This window comes from Microbacterium sp. ANT_H45B (assembly GCF_008369345.1).
In the GTDB taxonomy this organism is placed as follows: domain Bacteria; phylum Actinomycetota; class Actinomycetes; order Actinomycetales; family Microbacteriaceae; genus Microbacterium.
The window spans coordinates 955,827-973,278 of sequence record NZ_VOBK01000001.1; the positions used below are offsets into that span (position 1 = coordinate 955,827).

At 69.9% G+C, this 17,452-nt stretch carries 16 protein-coding genes; 4 read left to right on the plus strand and 12 right to left on the minus strand.

Annotated elements, in window-relative coordinates:
• Window positions 1–118 precede the first annotated feature (118 nt).
• Complete coding sequence (locus tag FQ142_RS04570; RefSeq protein ID WP_149422409.1) at window positions 119–604, plus strand: FBP domain-containing protein; 486 nt, start codon at window positions 119–121, stop codon at window positions 602–604.
• A 64-nt stretch (window positions 605–668) separates the two neighbouring features.
• Window positions 669–1,307, plus strand: coding sequence for a Type 1 glutamine amidotransferase-like domain-containing protein (locus FQ142_RS04575; protein WP_149422410.1), 639 nt, complete (start codon window positions 669–671; stop codon window positions 1,305–1,307).
• Window positions 1,308–1,531: 224 nt separating this feature from the next.
• Here FQ142_RS04575 and FQ142_RS04580 read toward each other — a convergent pair whose 3' ends face one another.
• The 5 genes from FQ142_RS04580 to FQ142_RS04600 form a co-directional block, all read right to left on the minus strand.
• Complete coding sequence (locus FQ142_RS04580) at window positions 1,532–1,930, minus strand: ACT domain-containing protein (RefSeq protein ID WP_149422411.1); 399 nt, start codon at window positions 1,928–1,930, stop codon at window positions 1,532–1,534.
• Window positions 1,931–2,072: 142 nt separating this feature from the next.
• Window positions 2,073–4,391, minus strand: a complete 2,319-nt coding sequence (locus FQ142_RS04585) for a beta-glucosidase family protein (RefSeq protein ID WP_149422412.1) — start codon at window positions 4,389–4,391, stop codon at window positions 2,073–2,075.
• A 52-nt stretch (window positions 4,392–4,443) separates the two neighbouring features.
• A complete protein-coding gene (locus FQ142_RS04590) occupies window positions 4,444–5,316 on the minus strand; it encodes a carbohydrate ABC transporter permease (protein ID WP_056415754.1) in 873 nt (290 codons plus the stop codon).
• Entirely contained in the window at window positions 5,313–6,296 is a 984-nt protein-coding gene (locus tag FQ142_RS04595; protein ID WP_149422413.1) for a carbohydrate ABC transporter permease, read from the minus strand. Before FQ142_RS04595 ends, FQ142_RS04590 begins: the two co-directional genes overlap by 4 nt.
• Complete coding sequence (locus FQ142_RS04600) at window positions 6,277–7,572, minus strand: ABC transporter substrate-binding protein (RefSeq protein ID WP_149422414.1); 1,296 nt, start codon at window positions 7,570–7,572, stop codon at window positions 6,277–6,279. The genes FQ142_RS04595 and FQ142_RS04600 overlap by 20 nt, the downstream gene beginning before the upstream one ends.
• 167 nt (window positions 7,573–7,739) lie before the next feature.
• Between FQ142_RS04600 and FQ142_RS04605 the strand changes: the two genes are divergently transcribed.
• The gene (locus FQ142_RS04605) at window positions 7,740–8,741 is read left to right on the plus strand and encodes a LacI family DNA-binding transcriptional regulator (protein WP_149422415.1); all 1,002 of its coding nucleotides are present in this window, start codon (window positions 7,740–7,742) and stop codon (window positions 8,739–8,741) included.
• Here FQ142_RS04605 and FQ142_RS04610 read toward each other — a convergent pair.
• From FQ142_RS04610 to FQ142_RS04625, 4 genes are read right to left on the minus strand one after another with little or no spacing between them, the layout of a single operon-like run.
• Entirely contained in the window at window positions 8,686–9,537 is an 852-nt protein-coding gene (locus FQ142_RS04610) for a PaaX family transcriptional regulator C-terminal domain-containing protein (protein WP_262492055.1), read from the minus strand. The genes FQ142_RS04605 and FQ142_RS04610 overlap by 56 nt on opposite strands.
• A gap of 16 nt (window positions 9,538–9,553) precedes the next feature.
• On the minus strand, window positions 9,554–10,807 hold the full coding sequence (locus tag FQ142_RS04615) for a kynureninase (RefSeq protein ID WP_149422417.1): 1,254 nt from the start codon (window positions 10,805–10,807) through the stop codon (window positions 9,554–9,556).
• 1 nt (window position 10,808) lies between these two features.
• The gene (locus tag FQ142_RS04620; protein ID WP_149422418.1) at window positions 10,809–11,864 is read right to left on the minus strand and encodes an amidohydrolase family protein; all 1,056 of its coding nucleotides are present in this window, start codon (window positions 11,862–11,864) and stop codon (window positions 10,809–10,811) included.
• A complete protein-coding gene (locus tag FQ142_RS04625; RefSeq protein WP_149422419.1) occupies window positions 11,864–12,718 on the minus strand; it encodes a tryptophan 2,3-dioxygenase in 855 nt (284 codons plus the stop codon). Before FQ142_RS04625 ends, FQ142_RS04620 begins: the two co-directional genes overlap by 1 nt.
• A gap of 118 nt (window positions 12,719–12,836) precedes the next feature.
• Here FQ142_RS04625 and FQ142_RS04630 point away from each other — a divergent pair, with 118 nt between their 5' ends.
• The gene (locus tag FQ142_RS04630) at window positions 12,837–14,342 is read left to right on the plus strand and encodes a glutamate-cysteine ligase family protein (protein ID WP_149422420.1); all 1,506 of its coding nucleotides are present in this window, start codon (window positions 12,837–12,839) and stop codon (window positions 14,340–14,342) included.
• Window positions 14,343–14,400: 58 nt separating this feature from the next.
• Here FQ142_RS04630 and FQ142_RS04635 read toward each other — a convergent pair whose 3' ends face one another.
• The 3 genes from FQ142_RS04635 to FQ142_RS04645 are packed head-to-tail and all read right to left on the minus strand — an operon-like array spanning window position 14,401 to window position 17,375.
• Window positions 14,401–14,592, minus strand: a complete 192-nt coding sequence (locus tag FQ142_RS04635) for a hypothetical protein (protein ID WP_149422421.1) — start codon at window positions 14,590–14,592, stop codon at window positions 14,401–14,403.
• Between the two features lie 30 nt (window positions 14,593–14,622).
• Window positions 14,623–16,338 (minus strand): amidase, encoded by a 1,716-nt coding sequence (locus FQ142_RS04640; protein WP_149422422.1) that lies wholly within the window; start codon window positions 16,336–16,338, stop codon window positions 14,623–14,625.
• Entirely contained in the window at window positions 16,335–17,375 is a 1,041-nt protein-coding gene (locus tag FQ142_RS04645; protein WP_056415791.1) for an agmatine/peptidylarginine deiminase, read from the minus strand. The genes FQ142_RS04640 and FQ142_RS04645 overlap by 4 nt, the downstream gene beginning before the upstream one ends.
• Window positions 17,376–17,452: the final 77 nt, after the last annotated feature.

Sequence of the window (17,452 nt, forward strand, 5' to 3'; positions counted from 1 at the left end):
AACATCCCGTCCCCGGTGGCCCGTCGTACCCCGCATCCGTCGTGATGCGCTCCCTCTTCTCCTGCCGCCGCTCGGCGGCCCGCCGCTTCGCGCGGCCGACACGAAAGTCTGCACCCTCATGCGTCCCATCGACGAGCGCACCCTGCGCGCCTCCTTCCTCAACGCCTCCCGCAAAGAGGTCTCCGACCTGACCCTGCCCCCGGGCTTCGCCGACCTCGACGTCGAGAAGCTCGACTACCTCGGCTGGGTCGATCCGAAGCTCCCCCGTCGCTCATACGTCGTCGCCTGGGTCGACGACGTCGTCACCGGCGTCATGCTGCAGCGGGCGGAGCAGCGCGTTCTCGCCAGGGCGCAGTGCTCCTGGTGCGAGGACGTGACGCTCCGCAACGACGTGCAGCTCTACGTGGCACGCAAGGCGGGCCCCGCCGGCCGCAAGGGCGACAGCATCGGGACCCTGCTGTGCGCGGAGTTCGGATGCTCGCGGAACGTGCGGATGCTGCCGCCCTTGGCCTATGAGGGATACGACCGGGAGCTCGCCCGGGAGATGCGCATCCTCAGGCTGCAGGAGCACGTCGGGGCGTTCATCGCGGCCGTCCGGGGCTAGAACGAGGCGCTTCCGCGGCCAGGGGGGGGCGGACGATGTCGGGGGCGATTCGTACGCTGGACGGATGAAGCTCCTCCTCCTCTCCCGCAATCCCGGGGCGATGCGTCCGTTCCTCGACGGCGTTCGCCCCGGGGCACCCCTGCGCGTCGGCTACATCCGCGATGCCCAGGTCGCGTATGCCGGCGCGCCCTTCGTCGCCGCCGAACGTCGCGCCGTCGAGGTTCTCGGGCACGAGATCGTCGACATCACGGTGCGGGATCTCACGTCATCCGCTTTCGCGGCGACGCTCTCCACCGTCGACGCCGTGTATGTCGCGGGCGGCAGCACGTTCGCTCTGCTCGAGGCGCTCACGATCACGGGGAGCGACGTCGTCCTCGCCGAGCGGGTGCGCGACGGGATGCCGTACATCGGATGCAGCGCAGGGTCGATCATCGCCGGGCCCGACATCACCCCCGCCTCGCTCATGGACGACCCCGCCGATGCGCCGTCCCTCACCGAGTTCGCGGGCCTGGGGCTGATCGACCGCACGGTGATCCCCCATGCCGACGGACTGCTCGAGCCCTACCCGTCCTCGCTGATCGACGAGACCATCGCACGGTACGGATTGAGTCACCGGCTTCTGCCGCTGCGCGACGATCAGGCGCTGCTCGTCGACGGCGATCGGGAGACGGTGATCGACTCGGCGGATGGAGGGGACGACTAGGGAGCAGCGCTGCGGCGCGACATCCGTCTCGTCGTGCGTCGGACGATCTCGAAGCGGGCGGGGCTCTCCGTCGCGGCGGTCGCGGTGGGTTCTGACCTGATCGGAAGTTTCGCCGATCGGCGACTCTGGGCGCCGTCGTCGTAGTTCCTGATCTTCGCCCTTGGCGGCGTGATCCACCGGAAGTGCGTCGCCGCTGTTCTCCTGGTCAAACAGGTCCCGCAGGGCTAAATGAGCAGGTGACCGGCGTTCGTGAGTGCGTCCTCTGCACGATCCGCGTCTCCGCGGGGAACCATCAGTACATCGCCGTCGTAGGTGGAGACGACGAACACAGGGCAGCTGATCGCTGACAGCGGCGACACCAATGACGTCACCACTCCCGTCAATCCGAAGGGGATGGGGCCACCGACGTACAGCGCGGCCCAGGGCCCGTCGATCTCGGCGTCGGGCGGTGCGGAGCCAGCGGGGCACACGATGGATATCTCCTGCGGGGTGCGCGTGATCGAGACGAAGGGGCCTTCGCCGATCACGTCGACCAGGAGGGAACGGACGTCGGACGACACAGGAAAGCGTGCGACGACGTATTCGCCCGGGAGGCGCTGCAGCGTGACGGGGGAAGTGGGCATGAATGCGACCCTTCACTACATCGCGCGGAAGGCTCTCAGCTGGAGCCACTGCATTCGCGCGGTCCTACGATACGGCACTGCCCCGGAGTGCTCAGGGTCTCGGAGCACGAGTGGGCGCGCCGAGACTCGATCTCGTCGCGCGTCACACGATCTCGAAGCGGGCCACCGTCTCCTCCTCGTCGCAGGCGCCGCCGACCCACAGTCGGATCGTACCGGGCTCGACGCGCTTCACGCCGTCGAGCCCGGTGAACGCGAGACGGTCGATCGGCACCTCGAAGCGCACGACCGCCTCGGCGCCCGGCAGCAGCGCGACCCGGCGGAAGCCCAGCAGCTGGGCGACCGGACGGGCCACGCTCGCGACCTCGTCGTGCGCGTACAGCTGCACCACATCCGTGGCCGCCACCGCGCCGGTGTTGCGCACCCGCACGGAGGCGTGGAGCGTCTCGCCGGCGGCGACCGATGCGGGGGCTGTGAGCCCCTCGTGCGTGAAGGTCGTGTAGCTCAGGCCGAACCCGAAGGGCCGCACGGGTGTGGGGTCGGCGCTGGTCACATCGGTACGACCGCCCAGCACCGCGTGCAGGTACGAGTACGGCTGCGCCCCCGCCGAGCGGGGCAGCGAGACCGGCAGTCGACCCGACGGCACCACGCGCCCGCTCAGCAGAGCCGCGAGTGCCGGAGCGCCCTCCTCTCCGGGGAAGAACGTCTGCACGACGGCCGCCGGTCGCTGGGGTGAGGCGGCGGGAGCGGATGCCGGGACGGTCGCCGACGCCGGGGCGTTCACGGCCCCGAGCCCGACCATCGTGCCCGTGGCGCCGGCGCGCTCGGGCAGCGCCCAGTCGAGCTCGTACGGGCGACCGGTCATGGCGATCAGGACCACCGGTGTGCCGGTCGCGACGATGCTCTCGACGAGCTCGCGCTGGACTCCGGGGAGCCCGAGATCCTCGACGTCGTTGCCCTCGCCGACCGTGCCGCGCCCGAACAGCCCGGCGCGATCGCCCACCACGACGATCGCCAGGTCGGCTGCGCGTGCGGCTGCCACCGCGTCGGGGATGCCGGAGCGGTCGGCGCCCTCGACGTCGCACCCGAGGGTCGTGGTGACCTCCGCGAGCGGGAACTCGTCGCGCACGGCGTCGACGACCGTCGGCAGAGCGATGCCGGCGGGCGTGCCGGGGTGGTGCGCGAGCACGTGGTTGACGAATGAATAGCACCCCATCAGCGCGTCGGCGCTGTCGGCGTTGGGACCGATCACCGCGATCTTCGAGGGCGCGCTCCCCTCGAGCGGCAGCACGCCGTCATTGCTGAGCAGCACGACGGACTCCTCGGCCAGGCGGCGGGCGAGTTCGCGATGCTCCGCCGGGTCGAGGTCGATGTCGGAGGGGGGCGAGGTGAAGTCGGCATCCAGCAGCCCCAGCTCCTCCTTCTGCGACAGGACGCGTGCGACCGCACGGTCCAGATGCGCTTCGGAGAGCCGGCCGTCGCGCACCTGCGCGGCGAGGGTCAGATAGGCGTCGGGAGAGGGGAGCTCCACGTCGAGGCCCGCGGTGAGGGCGAGTCGCGCCGCCTCCGCCTTGTCGGCCGCGACGCGGTGCATGGTGCGCAGGAAGTCGACGGCGAAGTAGTCCGACACCACGACGCCGTCGAACCCCCACCGGTCGCGGAGGATCTCGGTGAGGTAGTGGGCGTCGGCGGTGACCGGCACACCGTCGATGTCGACGTAGGAGTTCATCACGCTGCGCACCCCGCCCTCGCGGACGGCCATCTCGAACGGGGGGAGGAGCACGTCTTCGATCTCCCGCCGGCCGGCGCTGACCGGGGCGTGGTTGCGTCCGGCGCGAGACGCGGAATAGCCGACGAAGTGCTTGAGCGTCGCGTGCACCCCCTCGGACTGCAGCCCTCGGACGTAGGCGGTCCCCACCCGTCCGACGAGCAGCGGATCCTCGGCGATGCACTCGTCGACCCGCCCCCATCGGGGATCGCGGATCACGTCGAGCACCGGGGCGAGCCCCTGGTGCACCCCCAGCGTGCGCATCGACGACCCGATCGCCCGGCCGACCTCCTCGACGAGTTCGGGATCGAAGGATGCGCCCCACGCCAGCGGCGTGGGGAAGGTCGCGGCCTTCCAGGCGGCGAGCCCGGTCAGACACTCCTCGTGCACGAGGGCGGGGATGCCCAGTCTGGTCTCCGTCTGCAGTCGGCGCTGCTCCGCCCAGAGCCAGGCCGCCCGGTCTGCGGGGTCGACGGGGCGGGTGCCGTAGACCCTCGTCAGATGGCCGATCCCGTGCGCGGTCGCCTCGTCGTACCGGGTCGAGCTCTTCTTCTCGCCGGCCATCGGCGCGACCACCTCGTCGCCCTGATCGACCCAGAAGCCGACCAGCTGCGCCTGCTTCTCGTCGAGCGTCATCTCGGCGAGCAGCGCGTCGACGCGGGGGGAATGGCGTGCTTCGCCGGGGGACTGCGACATCGTGGTCTCTTTCTCGTTCTCTTCGTCGTCGGCGATCGCGCGCTCGACGGGATCAGCCCTTGACGGCACCGGTGAGCCCTCCGACGATGCGCCGCTCGAACAGGCTGAAGAAGATCAGTGCGGGGATCATCGACAGCGACGTGAAGGCGAGCACCTTGGCGGTGTCGACGGAGTACTGCGACGCGAACGACTGCACCCCGAGCGGCAGGGTGAAGGTCGCGGCGTCGTTGAGGATGAAGAGCGGCAGCAGATAGCCGTTCCAGCTGCCGATGAAGGCCAGGATGCCGGTCGTGATGACCCCCGGCAGCGACAGGGGCAGAACCATTCGCCAGAAGAAGCCGATGCGACTGCAGCCGTCGATGAACGCCGCCTCCTGGATCTCGTCGGGGATCGCCCGCAGGAACGGCACCAGGATGATGATCGTCGTGGGCAGAGCGAAGGCGATCTGGGGCAGGATCACCCCGCCGAGGGAGTTCATCAGGCCGAGGCTGCGCACCACGATGTACAGCGGGGTGATCGCCACGGTCAGCGGGAACATCAGTCCGGCGGCGAAGAACGCGTAGAGCACGCCTCGGCCCGCGAACCGGTATCTGGCCAGCACGTACGCCGCCATCAGCCCCAGTGCGACGACGCCCACGGTCGTCGCGAGCGCGACGATCGTCGAGTTCAGCACCTGGCGCCAGAAGATCCCGCCGGTGAGCACGTCGAGGTAGTTCCCGATCGCCCACGGCTGGGGCAGGCCCGCGGGATCCGTGGTGATCTGCGCGTTCGTGCGGAACCCGCCGACGATGATGTACGCGATCGGCGCGAGCATCAGGCCCACGGCGATCAGCGCCACGAAGTACACCGTGGGGTTCGCCCAGGGAAGCCGCGGCCTGGACGGGCGTCCCGGACGCTGGGTGACGAGCACCGAGGTGGCGGTCATCGGACGGACTCCTTCTCGAGTTCCGGCGCGACCGGCGCGTCGGGGATCGTGCGCGTGCGGGGCCGACCCGACGCTCCGGTGAGCGCGCCGTCGGTGTCCTTGCGGAGCACGGCGCGCTGGTAGACGAGCGCGACGACGAGCGAGATCAGGAACAGCACCACGGCGACCGCGTTGCCGTAGCCGAAGTTGCCGGCGTTGCGTCCCTCCGAGACCATGTACGTCGCCATGGTCGAGGTGCCCGCGGTCGAGGCGATGTACTGCCCCCAGATGATGTAGACGAGGTCGAACAGCTGCAGCGAGCCGATGATCGACAGGAACGCCCAGATGCGCAGTGTCGGGGCGAGCAGCGGCAGCGTGATCTGCCACTGGATCTGCCAGTAGGACGCGCCGTCGATGGCCGCGGCCTCGTGCAGCTCCTCGGGGATGCCCTGGAGTCCTGCGAGGAAGAGGATGACGGCGAATCCGACATACTTCCAGGTGATGATCGCCATCAGGGTCCAGATCGCGATGTCGGGGTTCGAGAGCCAGTCCGTGGCGAGGAATCCCAGGCCGATCTTCTCGAGCAGGTCGTTGAACGCGCCGTTCGTCTGGAGCATCAGGCTCCAGCCGGTGCCCACCACCACCTCGGAGATCACGTACGGGACGAAGATCAGCACACGGATCAGCGACTGTCCGCGCATCCGCCGGTTCAGCAGCAGCGCCAGCGCGATGGCCGCGGGTCCCTGCAGCACCAGGGACAGGACGAGGATGAACCCGTTGTGCGCGAGCGCGTCGAGGAACAGCGGGTCCTGCACGATCGTGAGGTAGTTCTTCAGGCCGACGAAGTCGGTCGGCGGCCCGTATCCCTGCCAGCTGAAGAAGCCGTAGAACGCGGCCATCAGCACGGGGAAGATCACGAACGCGAGGAAGACGACCAGGGCGGGCCCGGCCAGAAGGATCACTTCCAGCCGGGCTCCTGCCTCACGCCTTCGCCGCGGCATCCTGAACGGCCTTGACGATGTCCTCCGGGGTTCCCTGACCGGCGAGCATGGTGACGACGGCGACGTTCAGCGCGTTGCCGACGTTCTGTCCGTAGACGGTGTCGAGCCACTGGGTCGCGTAGGGGGCGGAGTTGTACGCCTCGAGGATCGACTGGAGGTAGGGCTCGGTGACGGCCTCCTGGGCGACGGTGTTGACCGGCGGCGCGTTGAAGGCCTGGTAGTACGCCGTCTGCACGTCGGAGGTGCCGAGGTAGTTCAGGAAGTCGACGCAGGCGTCGGGCGCATCGACCGAGCAGGAGAAGCCGTCGACACCGCCCATCATCGAACCGGGCTCGCCCTCGCCGCCCTCGATCTCGGGGAACGGGAACCAGCTGAGATCGGCGAGCGGCTCCTCGTCGGGGGTCAGTGAGGCGATGACTCCGGGGTTCCACGCGCCCATGAGCTCCATCGCGGCCTGGTGGTTCGCGATGAGGCCGGCCGAGCTGCCGGCGCCCTGCTGCGCGGGGGTGGTCAGGAAGCCGGAGTTGAACGGCTCCGTGGCGGCGAAGGACTCCAGGTCCTCCCCGGCGCGGATCCAGCACTCGTCGCTGAAGTCCATCTCGTCGGCGGCTGCGGCGAGGGTGTCGGAGCTGCACTCGCGCAGAGCCAGCCAGTAGTACCAGTGCGCCGCAGGCCACGCATCCTTCGCTCCGAGCGCGATCGGGTCGATGCCCGCGGTCTTGAGCGTGGCGGCCGTCTTCTCCAGCTCGTCGAGCGTGGTCGGGTTCTCGGTGATGCCCGCCTCGTCGAACAGATCCTGGCTGTAGAAGAGCCCGCCGGGCAGCACGGCGACCGGCATGGCGTAGATCTTGCCGTCGAGGCTGTTGGCGGAGTACGCGGCGTCCGGGATCTCGTCCGCGGCCGCACCCGTGATCTCGTCGGTGAGGTCCTTGAGCTGCCCGGCCTTCACCATCGCGGCCATCTTGCCACCGCCGCGCTGCAGGAAGATGTCGGGGGCGTCGCCGGAGTTCAGCGCGGTCTGCAGCTTGCCGTCGAGGTCCTCGTTCTGCACGGACTGGATCTCGATCGAGACGCCCGGGTTGTCGGCCTCGAAGTCGGCGACCGTCTTCTCCCAGAACTCCACGCCGGGTCCGGTGGTCGAGTTGTGCCAGAGGGTCATGCTGGTGTCGCCGCCGTCGCCGGTGCCGGATACGTCTGCCGTGCAGCCCGAAAGGGCAAGCGCTCCCACGGCCAGGACGGTGACCGCGGAGGCGAGGGGGAGCCTTCTGCTGTTCATGTGATCGTTCTCCTCATCGAGAGTTGCGCACCGCGTCGCTGCGGGCGCCTGCGGACGCTCGGGGGTGAGACCGCAGTGGGATGCAGTCTTCTGCCGTGCTCGAAGGGCGTCAAACGTTTTCGAAAACAGTTTCCATGCGGGAGCGCGCGGGGCTACGCTGGCGTCTCATGGGGGCTCGTACCACGATCCACGACGTCGCTCGGGCGGCCGGGGTGTCGGTGTCGACGGTGTCGAAAGCGGTGAACGGCCGATACGGCATCGCCGATGCCACCGTGCAGAGGGTCCTCGACGCCGTGAAGGATCTCGGATACGAATCGAGTCTCGTCGCGAGCAGCATGCGGGCGCGACGCACCGGAGTCATCGGTGTGCTGCTGGCCGACTTCGAGCCGTTCAGCGCCGAGATCCTCAAGGGCGTCGGCACCGCCGTGCACGACACGGCCTTCGACCTGCTCGCCTACAGCGGCTCGCACCGCGGCGCGGGCGACGGCTGGGAGCGACGCTCGTTGAGCCGGCTCTCCGGCACGCTCATCGACGCGGCGATCTTGGTCACCCCGACCGTGGTCAGCGCGGGGACCGAGATCCCGGTGGTCGCGATCGACCCGCACACGGGACGCGCCGATCTTCCGACGGTGGAATCCGACAGCTTCGGTGGCGCGCTCGCGGCGACAAACCACCTGATCGGACTCGGCCATCGCCGCATCGGCTTCCTCGCCGGCCGCCCCGACCTGCGCTCGGCAGGACTGCGAGATGCCGGGTATCGGCGGGCGCTGGCCGAGGCCGGCATCGTCCTCGACCCGTCGCTCATCGGCATCGGCCGCTACGAGCTGGACGCGACCAGGGAGTCCGCGCGGGTGATGCTCAGCGCGACGAATCGACCGACGGCGATCTTCGCCGCCAACGACCTGTCGGCGATCGCGGTGATCGACGTCGCCCACGAGCTCGGGCTGCGCGTGCCCGCGGATCTGTCGGTGATCGGGTTCGACGACGTGCCGGAGGCCACCCGCCGAGCGCTCCCGCTCACCACGATCCAGCAGCCCATGCGCCGGCTGGGGTCGGTGGCGGCGGAGATGGTGTTCACACTGCTGTCGGGTCAGGCGATCGACGAGATGAACGTCATCCTGCCGACGCGTCTCGTGGTGCGGGCGACGACGGCGCCGCCGTCGCGGTGACCTCGCGCACTCGCCGCCACGCGGCATCGGCCAGCGCTGCGGACAGCCGGGTGAACTCCGCCACGCTCGCGCCGCCGGGCCAGTCCTCCGGCAGCATCGACGGCGGCAGGCCGGGGTCGAGATAGGGCAGCACGCGCCAGCTGTCGATCAGGCGCACGTACCCCGCGAAGGGGTCGTCGGGGAGTGCCGCGAGCGCCGACTGGAAGGTGAGGTGCTCGGCACGCAGCGCAGCGAGATCCCACCAGGCCGCGGCGGCCTCGTGCGGCGTACTCGCCATGACCGGACTGTGCGCCTGGAACAGCGTCACCCAGGGGTGCGCGTCGAGATCGGCGACGATCTGCCAGGCCTCGTCCTGCAGATGGCCGGGGCAGATCCAGAGAGCGGGCGACACCACCCCCGCGCCGATCCAGTGCAGTCGACGGCGCAGCTGATGGCGCACACCGCGGGCGCTCTCGGGGATCGAGAACGAGATCAGGCACCAGCTGTCGGCCTCCGTCATCTCGCGCATCTCGAAGATGCGGCGGTCGCCCCGCTCCAGCATCGTCGTGGCCGCCGGGTTCAGGCGATATCCGACGGCATGCCGACGCTCGGCCAGCAGCAGGCCCTTCTGCTTGAGCCGGGTGATGCCGGTGCGCGCCTGCGCGGCGGGGATGCCGAGGTCGTGGGCGAGCGCGATCAGATCGGCCGTCGACACCCAGCCTCCGAGTGGACGCAGATACAGGCCGATCAGTGTGCGCAGCAGCGAGGCGGTGCTGCCGGGGCGCGCATCGATGTCGTCGAGCACCGCGTCGTCCACGACCCGACGATCGCGGTCAGCCCTCATGCGACTCCAGGGCATCCCGCACCGCGAGCACGCCGGTGATCGTCTCGACGTGCGAGGTGCTGAGGGGCGACAGTCCCAGGCGGATGCCGTCGGGAAAACGGAAGTCGGGGATGATGCCCTGCGCCCACAGCCGCTGCGTCACCGCGCGGAAGTCGGGGTGCCCGATCGTGACGTGTCCGCCCCGAAGGGTGGAATCCCGAGGGCTCAAGAGGCGCACGCCGAGGGGCGCGAGAGCCTCGTCGTAGGCGCGGACGGCGAGATCGGTCAGCGAGACCGACTTCTCGCGGACGCCCTCGATCGTCGACAGCTCGAGGAGGTCGAGCATCCCCTGCATCGCGAGCATCGAGGTGATCGGGGGTGTGCCGCTGAGCAGCTGGCGGATGTCGCCGGCCGGCACATACTCAGGGCCCATCGCGAAGATGTCCGCCGCGCTCCACCAGCCCTGGATCGGCTGGCGCAGCACGCCCTGATGGTCGTGACGCAGGTAGGCGAACGCCGGGGAGCCGGGCCCGCCGTTCAGGTACTTGTACGTGCATCCGACCGCCATGTCGACGCCCCAGGCGTCGAGCTGCATCGGGATGACGCCGGCCGAGTGGCAGAGGTCCCACATCATCAGCGCGCCCGCCTCGTGCACAGCGGCGGTGATGCCGGGCATGTCGGCGAGCGCCCCGGAGCGATAGTCGACGTGGCTGAGCGATACGAGCGCCGTGCGCTCGGAGATCGTGTCGAGCACATCGGCGAGCTGCACTCCGTGCACGGGGTCGGGTTCGATCCACCGCACGGTCATCCCCGTCTCGGCTGCGACACCGGCGGCCAGGAAGCGGTCGGTGGGGAAGTTCCCGGCCTCGATCACCAGTTCGGTGCGGGTGGCGTCGGCGGTCGCGGCGGCCCGCATCAGTTTGTAGATCAGCACGCTGGTCGAGTCGGCGACGACCGTCTGACCGGCTGCGGCGCCGAGTGTCAGGGCGCCGATCCGGTCGCCGAGCTCCATCGGCAGCGCCATCCACTGCTCATCCCAGGAGCGGATCAACCGCGTGCCCCAGTCGTCGCGCACGAACGCGGCGAGCTTCTCGGGGATGTCGCGCAACGGGCGACCGAGAGAGTTCCCGTCGAGGTATGCGTCGACGCCCGGTGCGTCGGCGAACGCGTCGAGGTGCCTGCGCAGGGGGTCTGCGGCGTCGAGGGCGCGGGCTTCCTCGAGGAGTGCGGTCTCGAGACGGGCGGAATCGCGGGGGTCGGTCATGTCACACCTTCAGATCGGCGGGGGTGAGCGGGCGGGCGGAAGACGGGGTCGCGGTGACGTCGGCAAGGTGCAGCAGCACGGATGCGGGGTCGCGGGGGTCCTGTGGGGCGAGGGAGCGCAGCAGGTCGTCGCCGTCGATGCCCGCGTCACGGAGGGCGTCGAGCTCGGCGGGGTTCAGCCCGACCGGCGTCGGGCCGTTGCCCATATCGGTGCCGTAGAGCACGGTGCCGCCGGCGGCATGGAAGCGGCGGACGTTGTCGACCGCGACGGCTCGGGCGCTGTGCTCCATGCTGTGAATCGAGAGCGTCGAGACCCAGACGACGGATGCGGCCTGCGCCGCGATCTCGGAGTCGTCGAGTCGCTCGGTGAACGGGGCGTGGGCCAGATGGGTGGCGCCGAGGCGCGCGACGCGCTGGGCCTCTCCGGCGCCCTGGGCGTGGGCGACGACGGGGAGTCCGCGGGCCGAGGCGGCGTCGACGATCGCGCGGAACAGGTCGTCGGTGAAGACGGGTCCGGCGTCGGCGTTGCTCGCGACCTTGATGACGGATGCTCCGGCATCCGCCATCTCGGTGACCGCCGCGTGCGCCGTCTCGGCGTCCGCGATCTCGCGGAATGACCCTGCAGGCGCCCAGTCGCGGTCGCTCGGATACCCGCCGACCGGCGTGAGGAACGCGCCCGCGAAGTCGATCGCGACGCGGTGGGGGGCGCGTTTCGTCTCGCTCCGCTCGCTCAACGAGCGGGCGTCCGTGTCGTCAACACCCCGCTCGTTGAGCGAGGGAGCGCCAGCGACCGAGACGAAACGCGCTGCGGCCAGTGCGGCGATGACGGCCGGGTTCGCGCCCAGATCGACCACGCGTCCGAGCGTCGAGCGGCCGAGAAGGGTGTGGTCGACGAGCTGCAGGTGCACGTGGTGGTCGGTGAAGCCGCCGATGATCACGCCGTCGAGACGAGGCGTGCCGGGCGCGGGACGCTCGTCGTGCAGCAGCATCCGCCCGTCGATCAGCTCGACGATGCCCTCGCGCCATCCTTCGCCGTCGAAGAAGGTCGCGGCGTGCATCAGCTGCCGATCTCGGTGCGGACGGTGTAGAGCTCGGGGAAGAACGTCAGATCGAGGGCGCGCTGCAGGAACCCCACTCCGCTCGACCCCCCGGTGCCGACCTTCATGCCGATCGTGCGGGCGACGGTCTTGAGGTGGCGGAAGCGCCAGAACTGGAAGTTGTCCTCGAGGTCGACGAGGTCTTCGCAGGCCTCGTAGAGGTCCCAGTGCTGCTGGTGGTTCTTGTAGATCTCGCGGATCGCAGGCACGAGTTCGGGCGTCTCGCGGTAGGGGAGGCGCACGTCGCGATCGAGGATCTCGGATGGGATCGGCAGCCCGCGGCGTGAGGCGTAGCGCAGAAACTCGTCGTAGAGCGTGGGCTTGTTCCACTCGGCGGTGAGCAGCGCGAGGTTGGCGGGATGGTCGCTGAAGACGCTCAGCATCTTCTCGTTCTTGTTGCCGAGCGCGAACTCGACGGCGCGATACTGCACCGACTGGAAGCCCGAGGAGTTGCCGAGCGCGCCGCGGAACTGCGCGTACTCGGTGGGCGTGAGCGTCGCGAGGATCGCCCACTGCTGGGTCATCACGTCCTGGATGCGCTTGACGCGCGCGACGCGCTTCAGGGCCTCGCGCAGATCGTCGCTGGCGAGGAGCTCGCGGGCGGACGACAGCTCGTGCAGCAGCTGCTTGAGCCACAGCTCGGTGGTCTGATGCTGGATGATGAACAGCAGCTCGTCGTGGTGCTCGGGCACGCTGACCGGGTTCTGCGCGGTGAGCAGCTGGTCGAGCGACAGGTACGACCCGTAGGTCATCCGGCCGGACAGATCGGTGACGATGCCGGCCTCGAGCTCGCGCTCGTTGTTCTCGGTGCTCATGGGTCGCTTCCTGTCGTGACGGACAGGACGAACATATAACAATCATGGCGAGCGTCACAATAATGAAATATGGAGAGCCTTCCTCGACGGGGCGGCGCACGGTGGATACCGTCGGCGTATGGGCGACAGCATCGAGGCACGGACGTTCACACGCCAGGACCGCACGCAGTTCCGCGCCAAGGCCGAGCGGTGTCTCGAGGCCCTGGCATCCATGCTGGCGGACGGCCGATTCTCCGCCGTCGACGCCCCGGATTCGCAGCTCGGTCTGGAGATCGAGCTGAATCTGGTCGACGAGCAGGGCGCACCCGCCCGGGGGAACGACGCGGTGCTCGAGGCGATCTCCTCGCCGGCGTTCCAGACCGAGCTCGCGCGCTTCAACGTCGAGATCAATGTTGCCCCGCGGCCGATCGGAGACGGGCATCTGCAGGAGCTCGAGACCGTGCTGCGCGGCTCGCTCGATGTCGCCGATCGCCGGGCGCGGTCGGCCGGCAGCGGTCTGGTGATGATCGGGATGCTCCCGACGCTCGACGAGACGCACTTCACCGAGCGCTGGTTCTCGGCAGACCCTCGATACAGCCTGCTGGGTCAGCAGATCCTCTCGGCGCGGGGCGAGGACATCGAGCTGCAGCTCGACGGCGTCGCCCTGAACGATGACCGACCCGTCGAGCGGCTCGCGATGGTCTGCGACACGATCCTGCCCGAGGCCGCATGCACCTCCGTGCAGCTGCATCTGCAGGTCGCACCGGAGTCGTTCGCCGCGTACTGGAACGCGGCGCAGGCGATCGCCGGCGTGCAGGTGGCGCTCGCGGCGAACTCCCCGTTCTTCGCGGGCAAGGCGCTGTGGCACGAGACGCGGATCCCGATGTTCGAGCAGGCGACCGACACCAGGCCGCAGGAGCTGAAGAATCAGGGCGTGCGTCCGCGCGTCTGGTTCGGCGAGCGATGGGTGACGTCGATCTTCGACCTCTTCGAGGAGAATTCGCGGTACTTCCCTGCGCTGCTGCCGGTGTGCGCGGAGGAGGATCCCTTCGAGGCGCTGGCCGAGGGGCGTGCGCCGGAGCTCGCCGAGCTGCGCATGCACAACGGCACCGTCTATCGCTGGAACCGCCCGGTCTACGACGTCGAGGGCGGGACCGCACATCTGCGTCTCGAGAACAGGGTGCTGCCGGGGGGACCGAGCGTCGTCGACGTGGTGGCGGACGCCGCGTTCTACTACGGCCTCGTGCGCAGCATGGCCGAGGCGGATCGTCCGATCTGGACGCAGATGACCTTCGACGCCGCGGCCGAGAACCTTCAGGCCGCGGCCCGCGGCGGCATCGACTCGCGGCTGTATTGGCCGGAGGTCGGCGGGATCAGCCCGAGAGAGCTGGTGCTGCGACGACTGCTGCCCGCGGCGGCCGAGGGATTGGACGCGTACGGCGTCGACCCCGAGGTGCGTGATCGGTATCTGGGCATCATCGAGCAGCGATGCCTCACGGGACGCAACGGCGCCGTCTGGCAGCGGGAGAACGTCGCGGCTCGCGAGCGCGCCGGCGCGTCACGGCCCGAGGCGCTGCACGGCATGCTCGCGGACTACCTGGAGCGGATGCAGGCCGGCGAGCCCGTGCACACCTGGACGCACTGACACCCGCCCAGAACGGAAAGACGAACAGCACGAAAGGGATCGCTCCGTTGTCCCTGGGTCAGAGCAGACCGTGGGGCAGGGTGTCGCGCTGGTGCTTGCGCACATAGGTTCGCGCGCTGCGGCCCGTGTGGATAGCGGTCAGGCGGTCGACCATGACGCGGATCAGCAGGTTGATACCCGCCACGATGAACCAGGCGAGCGCGAACAGCGCGGGACCGAACAGGATGTAGAAGATCAGCCCGCTGTCCATGCGCTCAGAGTAGACCCACGCCCGAGCACGTCACAGCCTCGGCGTCCGCGGTGGCGGCGTGCGCCGCGCGCCGGGAGCGCCGATCGTCTCGAACGCCGCAGCGAGACGCAGCAACGCGGAGTCGTCGTAGGCGCGGCCGGCGAACGTCAGACCGATCGGCATGCCGATGTCGGACATGAGGCCCATGGGCACCGTGACGGTCGGGATGCCGAGGTGGCGCACGGTGAGGTTGCCGTTGGCGATCCACGTGCCGTTGCGCCAGCCGAGGTCGGCTGAGGCCTCGTTCACGTCCATGTCGGCGGGGCCCACGTCGGCGACGGCCGGGAAGACCACGGCCTCGAGCTCGTGCTCGTCCATCCACTCCTCGAGGTCGACGCGACGGGTCTCTTCGAGTCCGCGCAGTCCGTCAGGGAGCTCGGCCATGTCCTCGAATCCGACGCCCGGATTCGCACGCACCCAGCCCGGGTACTCGGCGATGTCGTCATCGAACCCGGTGTAGCGGTCGGGGAGTGCTCCGTCGGGATGCGGGAAGATCGATGCGCCGTCGACCTGCGCGAGCGTGCGCAGCCGCGGGTCGCCGTTCGCCTGCAGGAAGTCCTCCCAGCCCCACGCCGACAGGTCGACGATCTCGCGCTGCAGGTATGCCGGCGACACGAGTCCGCGCGTCGCGATGGTGGGGGCACCCGGACGGTCGCCCTCGTAGTTCGACACCACGGGGAAGTCGACTTCGACCACCGTCGCTCCGGCGGCCTCGAGGTCGCGGCGGGCCGCCTCCCAGCGCTCGATCACCGAGGCGCGGGTCTCGATGCGCTGCCCGGTGGGGCCGCCGATGCCGGGCGCGTCGGCGGTGCCGGCCTCCGGATCCGCGTTGATGTACATGCGCGGGATGCCGATGCGCACGCCGCGGAGAGCCGCCGTCGCATCGGCCGTCAGCGCCGGATACGACTCGGGCCGCACCTCGGAAGACACGGGCAGCGTCACCCACGGCTGGGCGCGCCAGAAGTCGCCGCGCACCTCGGCATCGTCGGCGACAATCACATCGAGGACCTCGAGCAGATCGGCCATGGTGCGGGCATGCGGCACGACGACGTCCATGGTCGGCACGAGAGGCCAGTTGCCGCGGGTCGAGATCACCCCGCGGGAGGGCGTATAGGCGCAGAGGGCGTTGTTCGTGGCGGGACCGCGGCCGCTCGACCAGGTCTCCTCGCCCAGGCCGAAGGCCCCGAAGCTCGCCGCCGTCGCCGTGCCCGACCCGTTCGACGACCCCGATGCGAAAGGTGCGGTGAGGAAGTCGGGGTTGTACGGACTCTCGGCGCGGCCGTAGACACCGCGCTGCATTCCGCCGTTCGCCATCGGGGGCATGTTGGTCAGCCCCAGGCAGATCGCCCCGCCCGCACGCAGCCGCTCGATCGTGAACGCGTCGCGCTGGGCGACCAGCTCGGCGAAGGCGGGGCTGCCGGCGGCGGCGGTGAGTCCGCGCACCAGGTAGCTGTTCTTCGCGGTGTAGGGGATGCCGTCGAGCGGTCCGCGCACGGCGCCGCGCGCACGCCGTGCATCCGACGCCTCGGCCTCGGCGCGCGCGTCGGGATTCGCGACGACCACCGCGTTCAGCGCCGTCGCGGTCTCGGGCCCGTCGTAGGCGGCGATGCGGGCGAGATACGCGTCGACGAGGTCGACGGCGGTGGCCGCACCTGTCTCGAGCGCTCGCCGCAGTTCGGCGATGGAGGCCTCGACGACGTCGATCATGAGACACCGCCGATGCGCGGCTGCTGCTGGGTGATGCAGTGGATGCCGCCGCCGCGGTCGAACAGAGGGCGCGCGTCGACGGTGACGACACGTCGTCCGGGGTAGGCGTCGGCGAGGATCTCCCTGGCAGCCGCATCGGCCGTCGCGTCGCCGAAGCCGCAGGCGACCACGCCGTCGTTCGTCACCAGGTGGTTGACGTAGCTCCAGTCGACCGGACCTTCGTCGTCGCGCAGGGTCGACGGCGCGGGGAGGTCGATGATCTCGAACGCGCGGCCCGCGGCATCCGTCTGCTGTGCGAGGTGCGCGCGCAGCTCGCGGGACACGGCGTGGTCGGGGTGGTCGGGGTTCTGCTGGTCGTGCAGCAGCAGTCGGCCGGGAGAGGCGATCGTGGCGACGATGTCGACGTGCCCGTTCGTGCCGAAGTCGTCGTAGTCGCGGGTGAGTCCGCGGGGCAGCCACACGGCCGTCGTCGCGCCGATCGTGCGGGCCATCTCGGCCTCGACGCGCTGCCGGTCGGCGAAGGGGTTGCGCCGCGGGTCGAGCTGCACCGTCTCGGTGAGCAGCACGGTGCCCTCGCCGTCGACATGGATGCCACCGCCCTCGTTGACCAGGGTCGAGCTCACCCGCTCGGCACCGACTGCCCCCGCGATGATGCGCGCGTGCTGCGCCGCCTTCTGCCAGCGCGCCCACGCGGGGGCGCCCCAGCCGTTGAAGATCCAGTCGACCGCGCCGAGCACGCCGGGGCGTTCGTCGTCGACCACGAAGGTGGGGCCGGAATCTCGCATCCAGAACTCGTCGACCGGCGCCTCGACGATGTCGATGGCGCGGCTCAGCATGCGCCGGGCGCGGGAGACCTCGGCCGGATCGACGATCATCGTGACCGGTTCGAACTCGGCGACCGCGTGCGCGACCTCGGTCCAGGTCGCGTAGCCCTCGTCGCGCTCTGACGCCGTCTCGCCCAGGGTCGGCCCCTCGGCGGGGAACGCCATCCAGGTGCGGTCGTGCGGTGCCGTCTCTGCGGGCATGTGCCAGGCCATGATTCGTCTCCCTCGCTGTCGATCCCTCTGTCGAGGCTGCGGAGCCGTGATCGCTATTGAACACGTGATCAACGAGT

Coding starts and splice junctions, on each gene's coding strand:
- FQ142_RS04570 (WP_149422409.1), top strand. CDS start 119: ATGCGTCCCATCGACGAGCGCACCCTGCGCGCCTCCTTCCTCAACGCC.
- FQ142_RS04575 (WP_149422410.1), top strand. CDS start 669: ATGAAGCTCCTCCTCCTCTCCCGCAATCCCGGGGCGATGCGTCCGTTC.
- FQ142_RS04580 (WP_149422411.1), bottom strand. CDS start 1,930: ATGCCCACTTCCCCCGTCACGCTGCAGCGCCTCCCGGGCGAATACGTC.
- FQ142_RS04585 (WP_149422412.1), bottom strand. CDS start 4,391: ATGTCGCAGTCCCCCGGCGAAGCACGCCATTCCCCCCGCGTCGACGCG.
- FQ142_RS04590 (WP_056415754.1), bottom strand. CDS start 5,316: ATGACCGCCACCTCGGTGCTCGTCACCCAGCGTCCGGGACGCCCGTCC.
- FQ142_RS04595 (WP_149422413.1), bottom strand. CDS start 6,296: ATGCCGCGGCGAAGGCGTGAGGCAGGAGCCCGGCTGGAAGTGATCCTT.
- FQ142_RS04600 (WP_149422414.1), bottom strand. CDS start 7,572: ATGAACAGCAGAAGGCTCCCCCTCGCCTCCGCGGTCACCGTCCTGGCC.
- FQ142_RS04605 (WP_149422415.1), top strand. CDS start 7,740: ATGGGGGCTCGTACCACGATCCACGACGTCGCTCGGGCGGCCGGGGTG.
- FQ142_RS04615 (WP_149422417.1), bottom strand. CDS start 10,807: ATGACCGACCCCCGCGATTCCGCCCGTCTCGAGACCGCACTCCTCGAG.
- FQ142_RS04620 (WP_149422418.1), bottom strand. CDS start 11,864: ATGCACGCCGCGACCTTCTTCGACGGCGAAGGATGGCGCGAGGGCATC.
- FQ142_RS04625 (WP_149422419.1), bottom strand. CDS start 12,718: ATGAGCACCGAGAACAACGAGCGCGAGCTCGAGGCCGGCATCGTCACC.
- FQ142_RS04630 (WP_149422420.1), top strand. CDS start 12,837: ATGGGCGACAGCATCGAGGCACGGACGTTCACACGCCAGGACCGCACG.
- FQ142_RS04635 (WP_149422421.1), bottom strand. CDS start 14,592: ATGGACAGCGGGCTGATCTTCTACATCCTGTTCGGTCCCGCGCTGTTC.
- FQ142_RS04640 (WP_149422422.1), bottom strand. CDS start 16,338: ATGATCGACGTCGTCGAGGCCTCCATCGCCGAACTGCGGCGAGCGCTC.
- FQ142_RS04645 (WP_056415791.1), bottom strand. CDS start 17,375: ATGGCCTGGCACATGCCCGCAGAGACGGCACCGCACGACCGCACCTGG.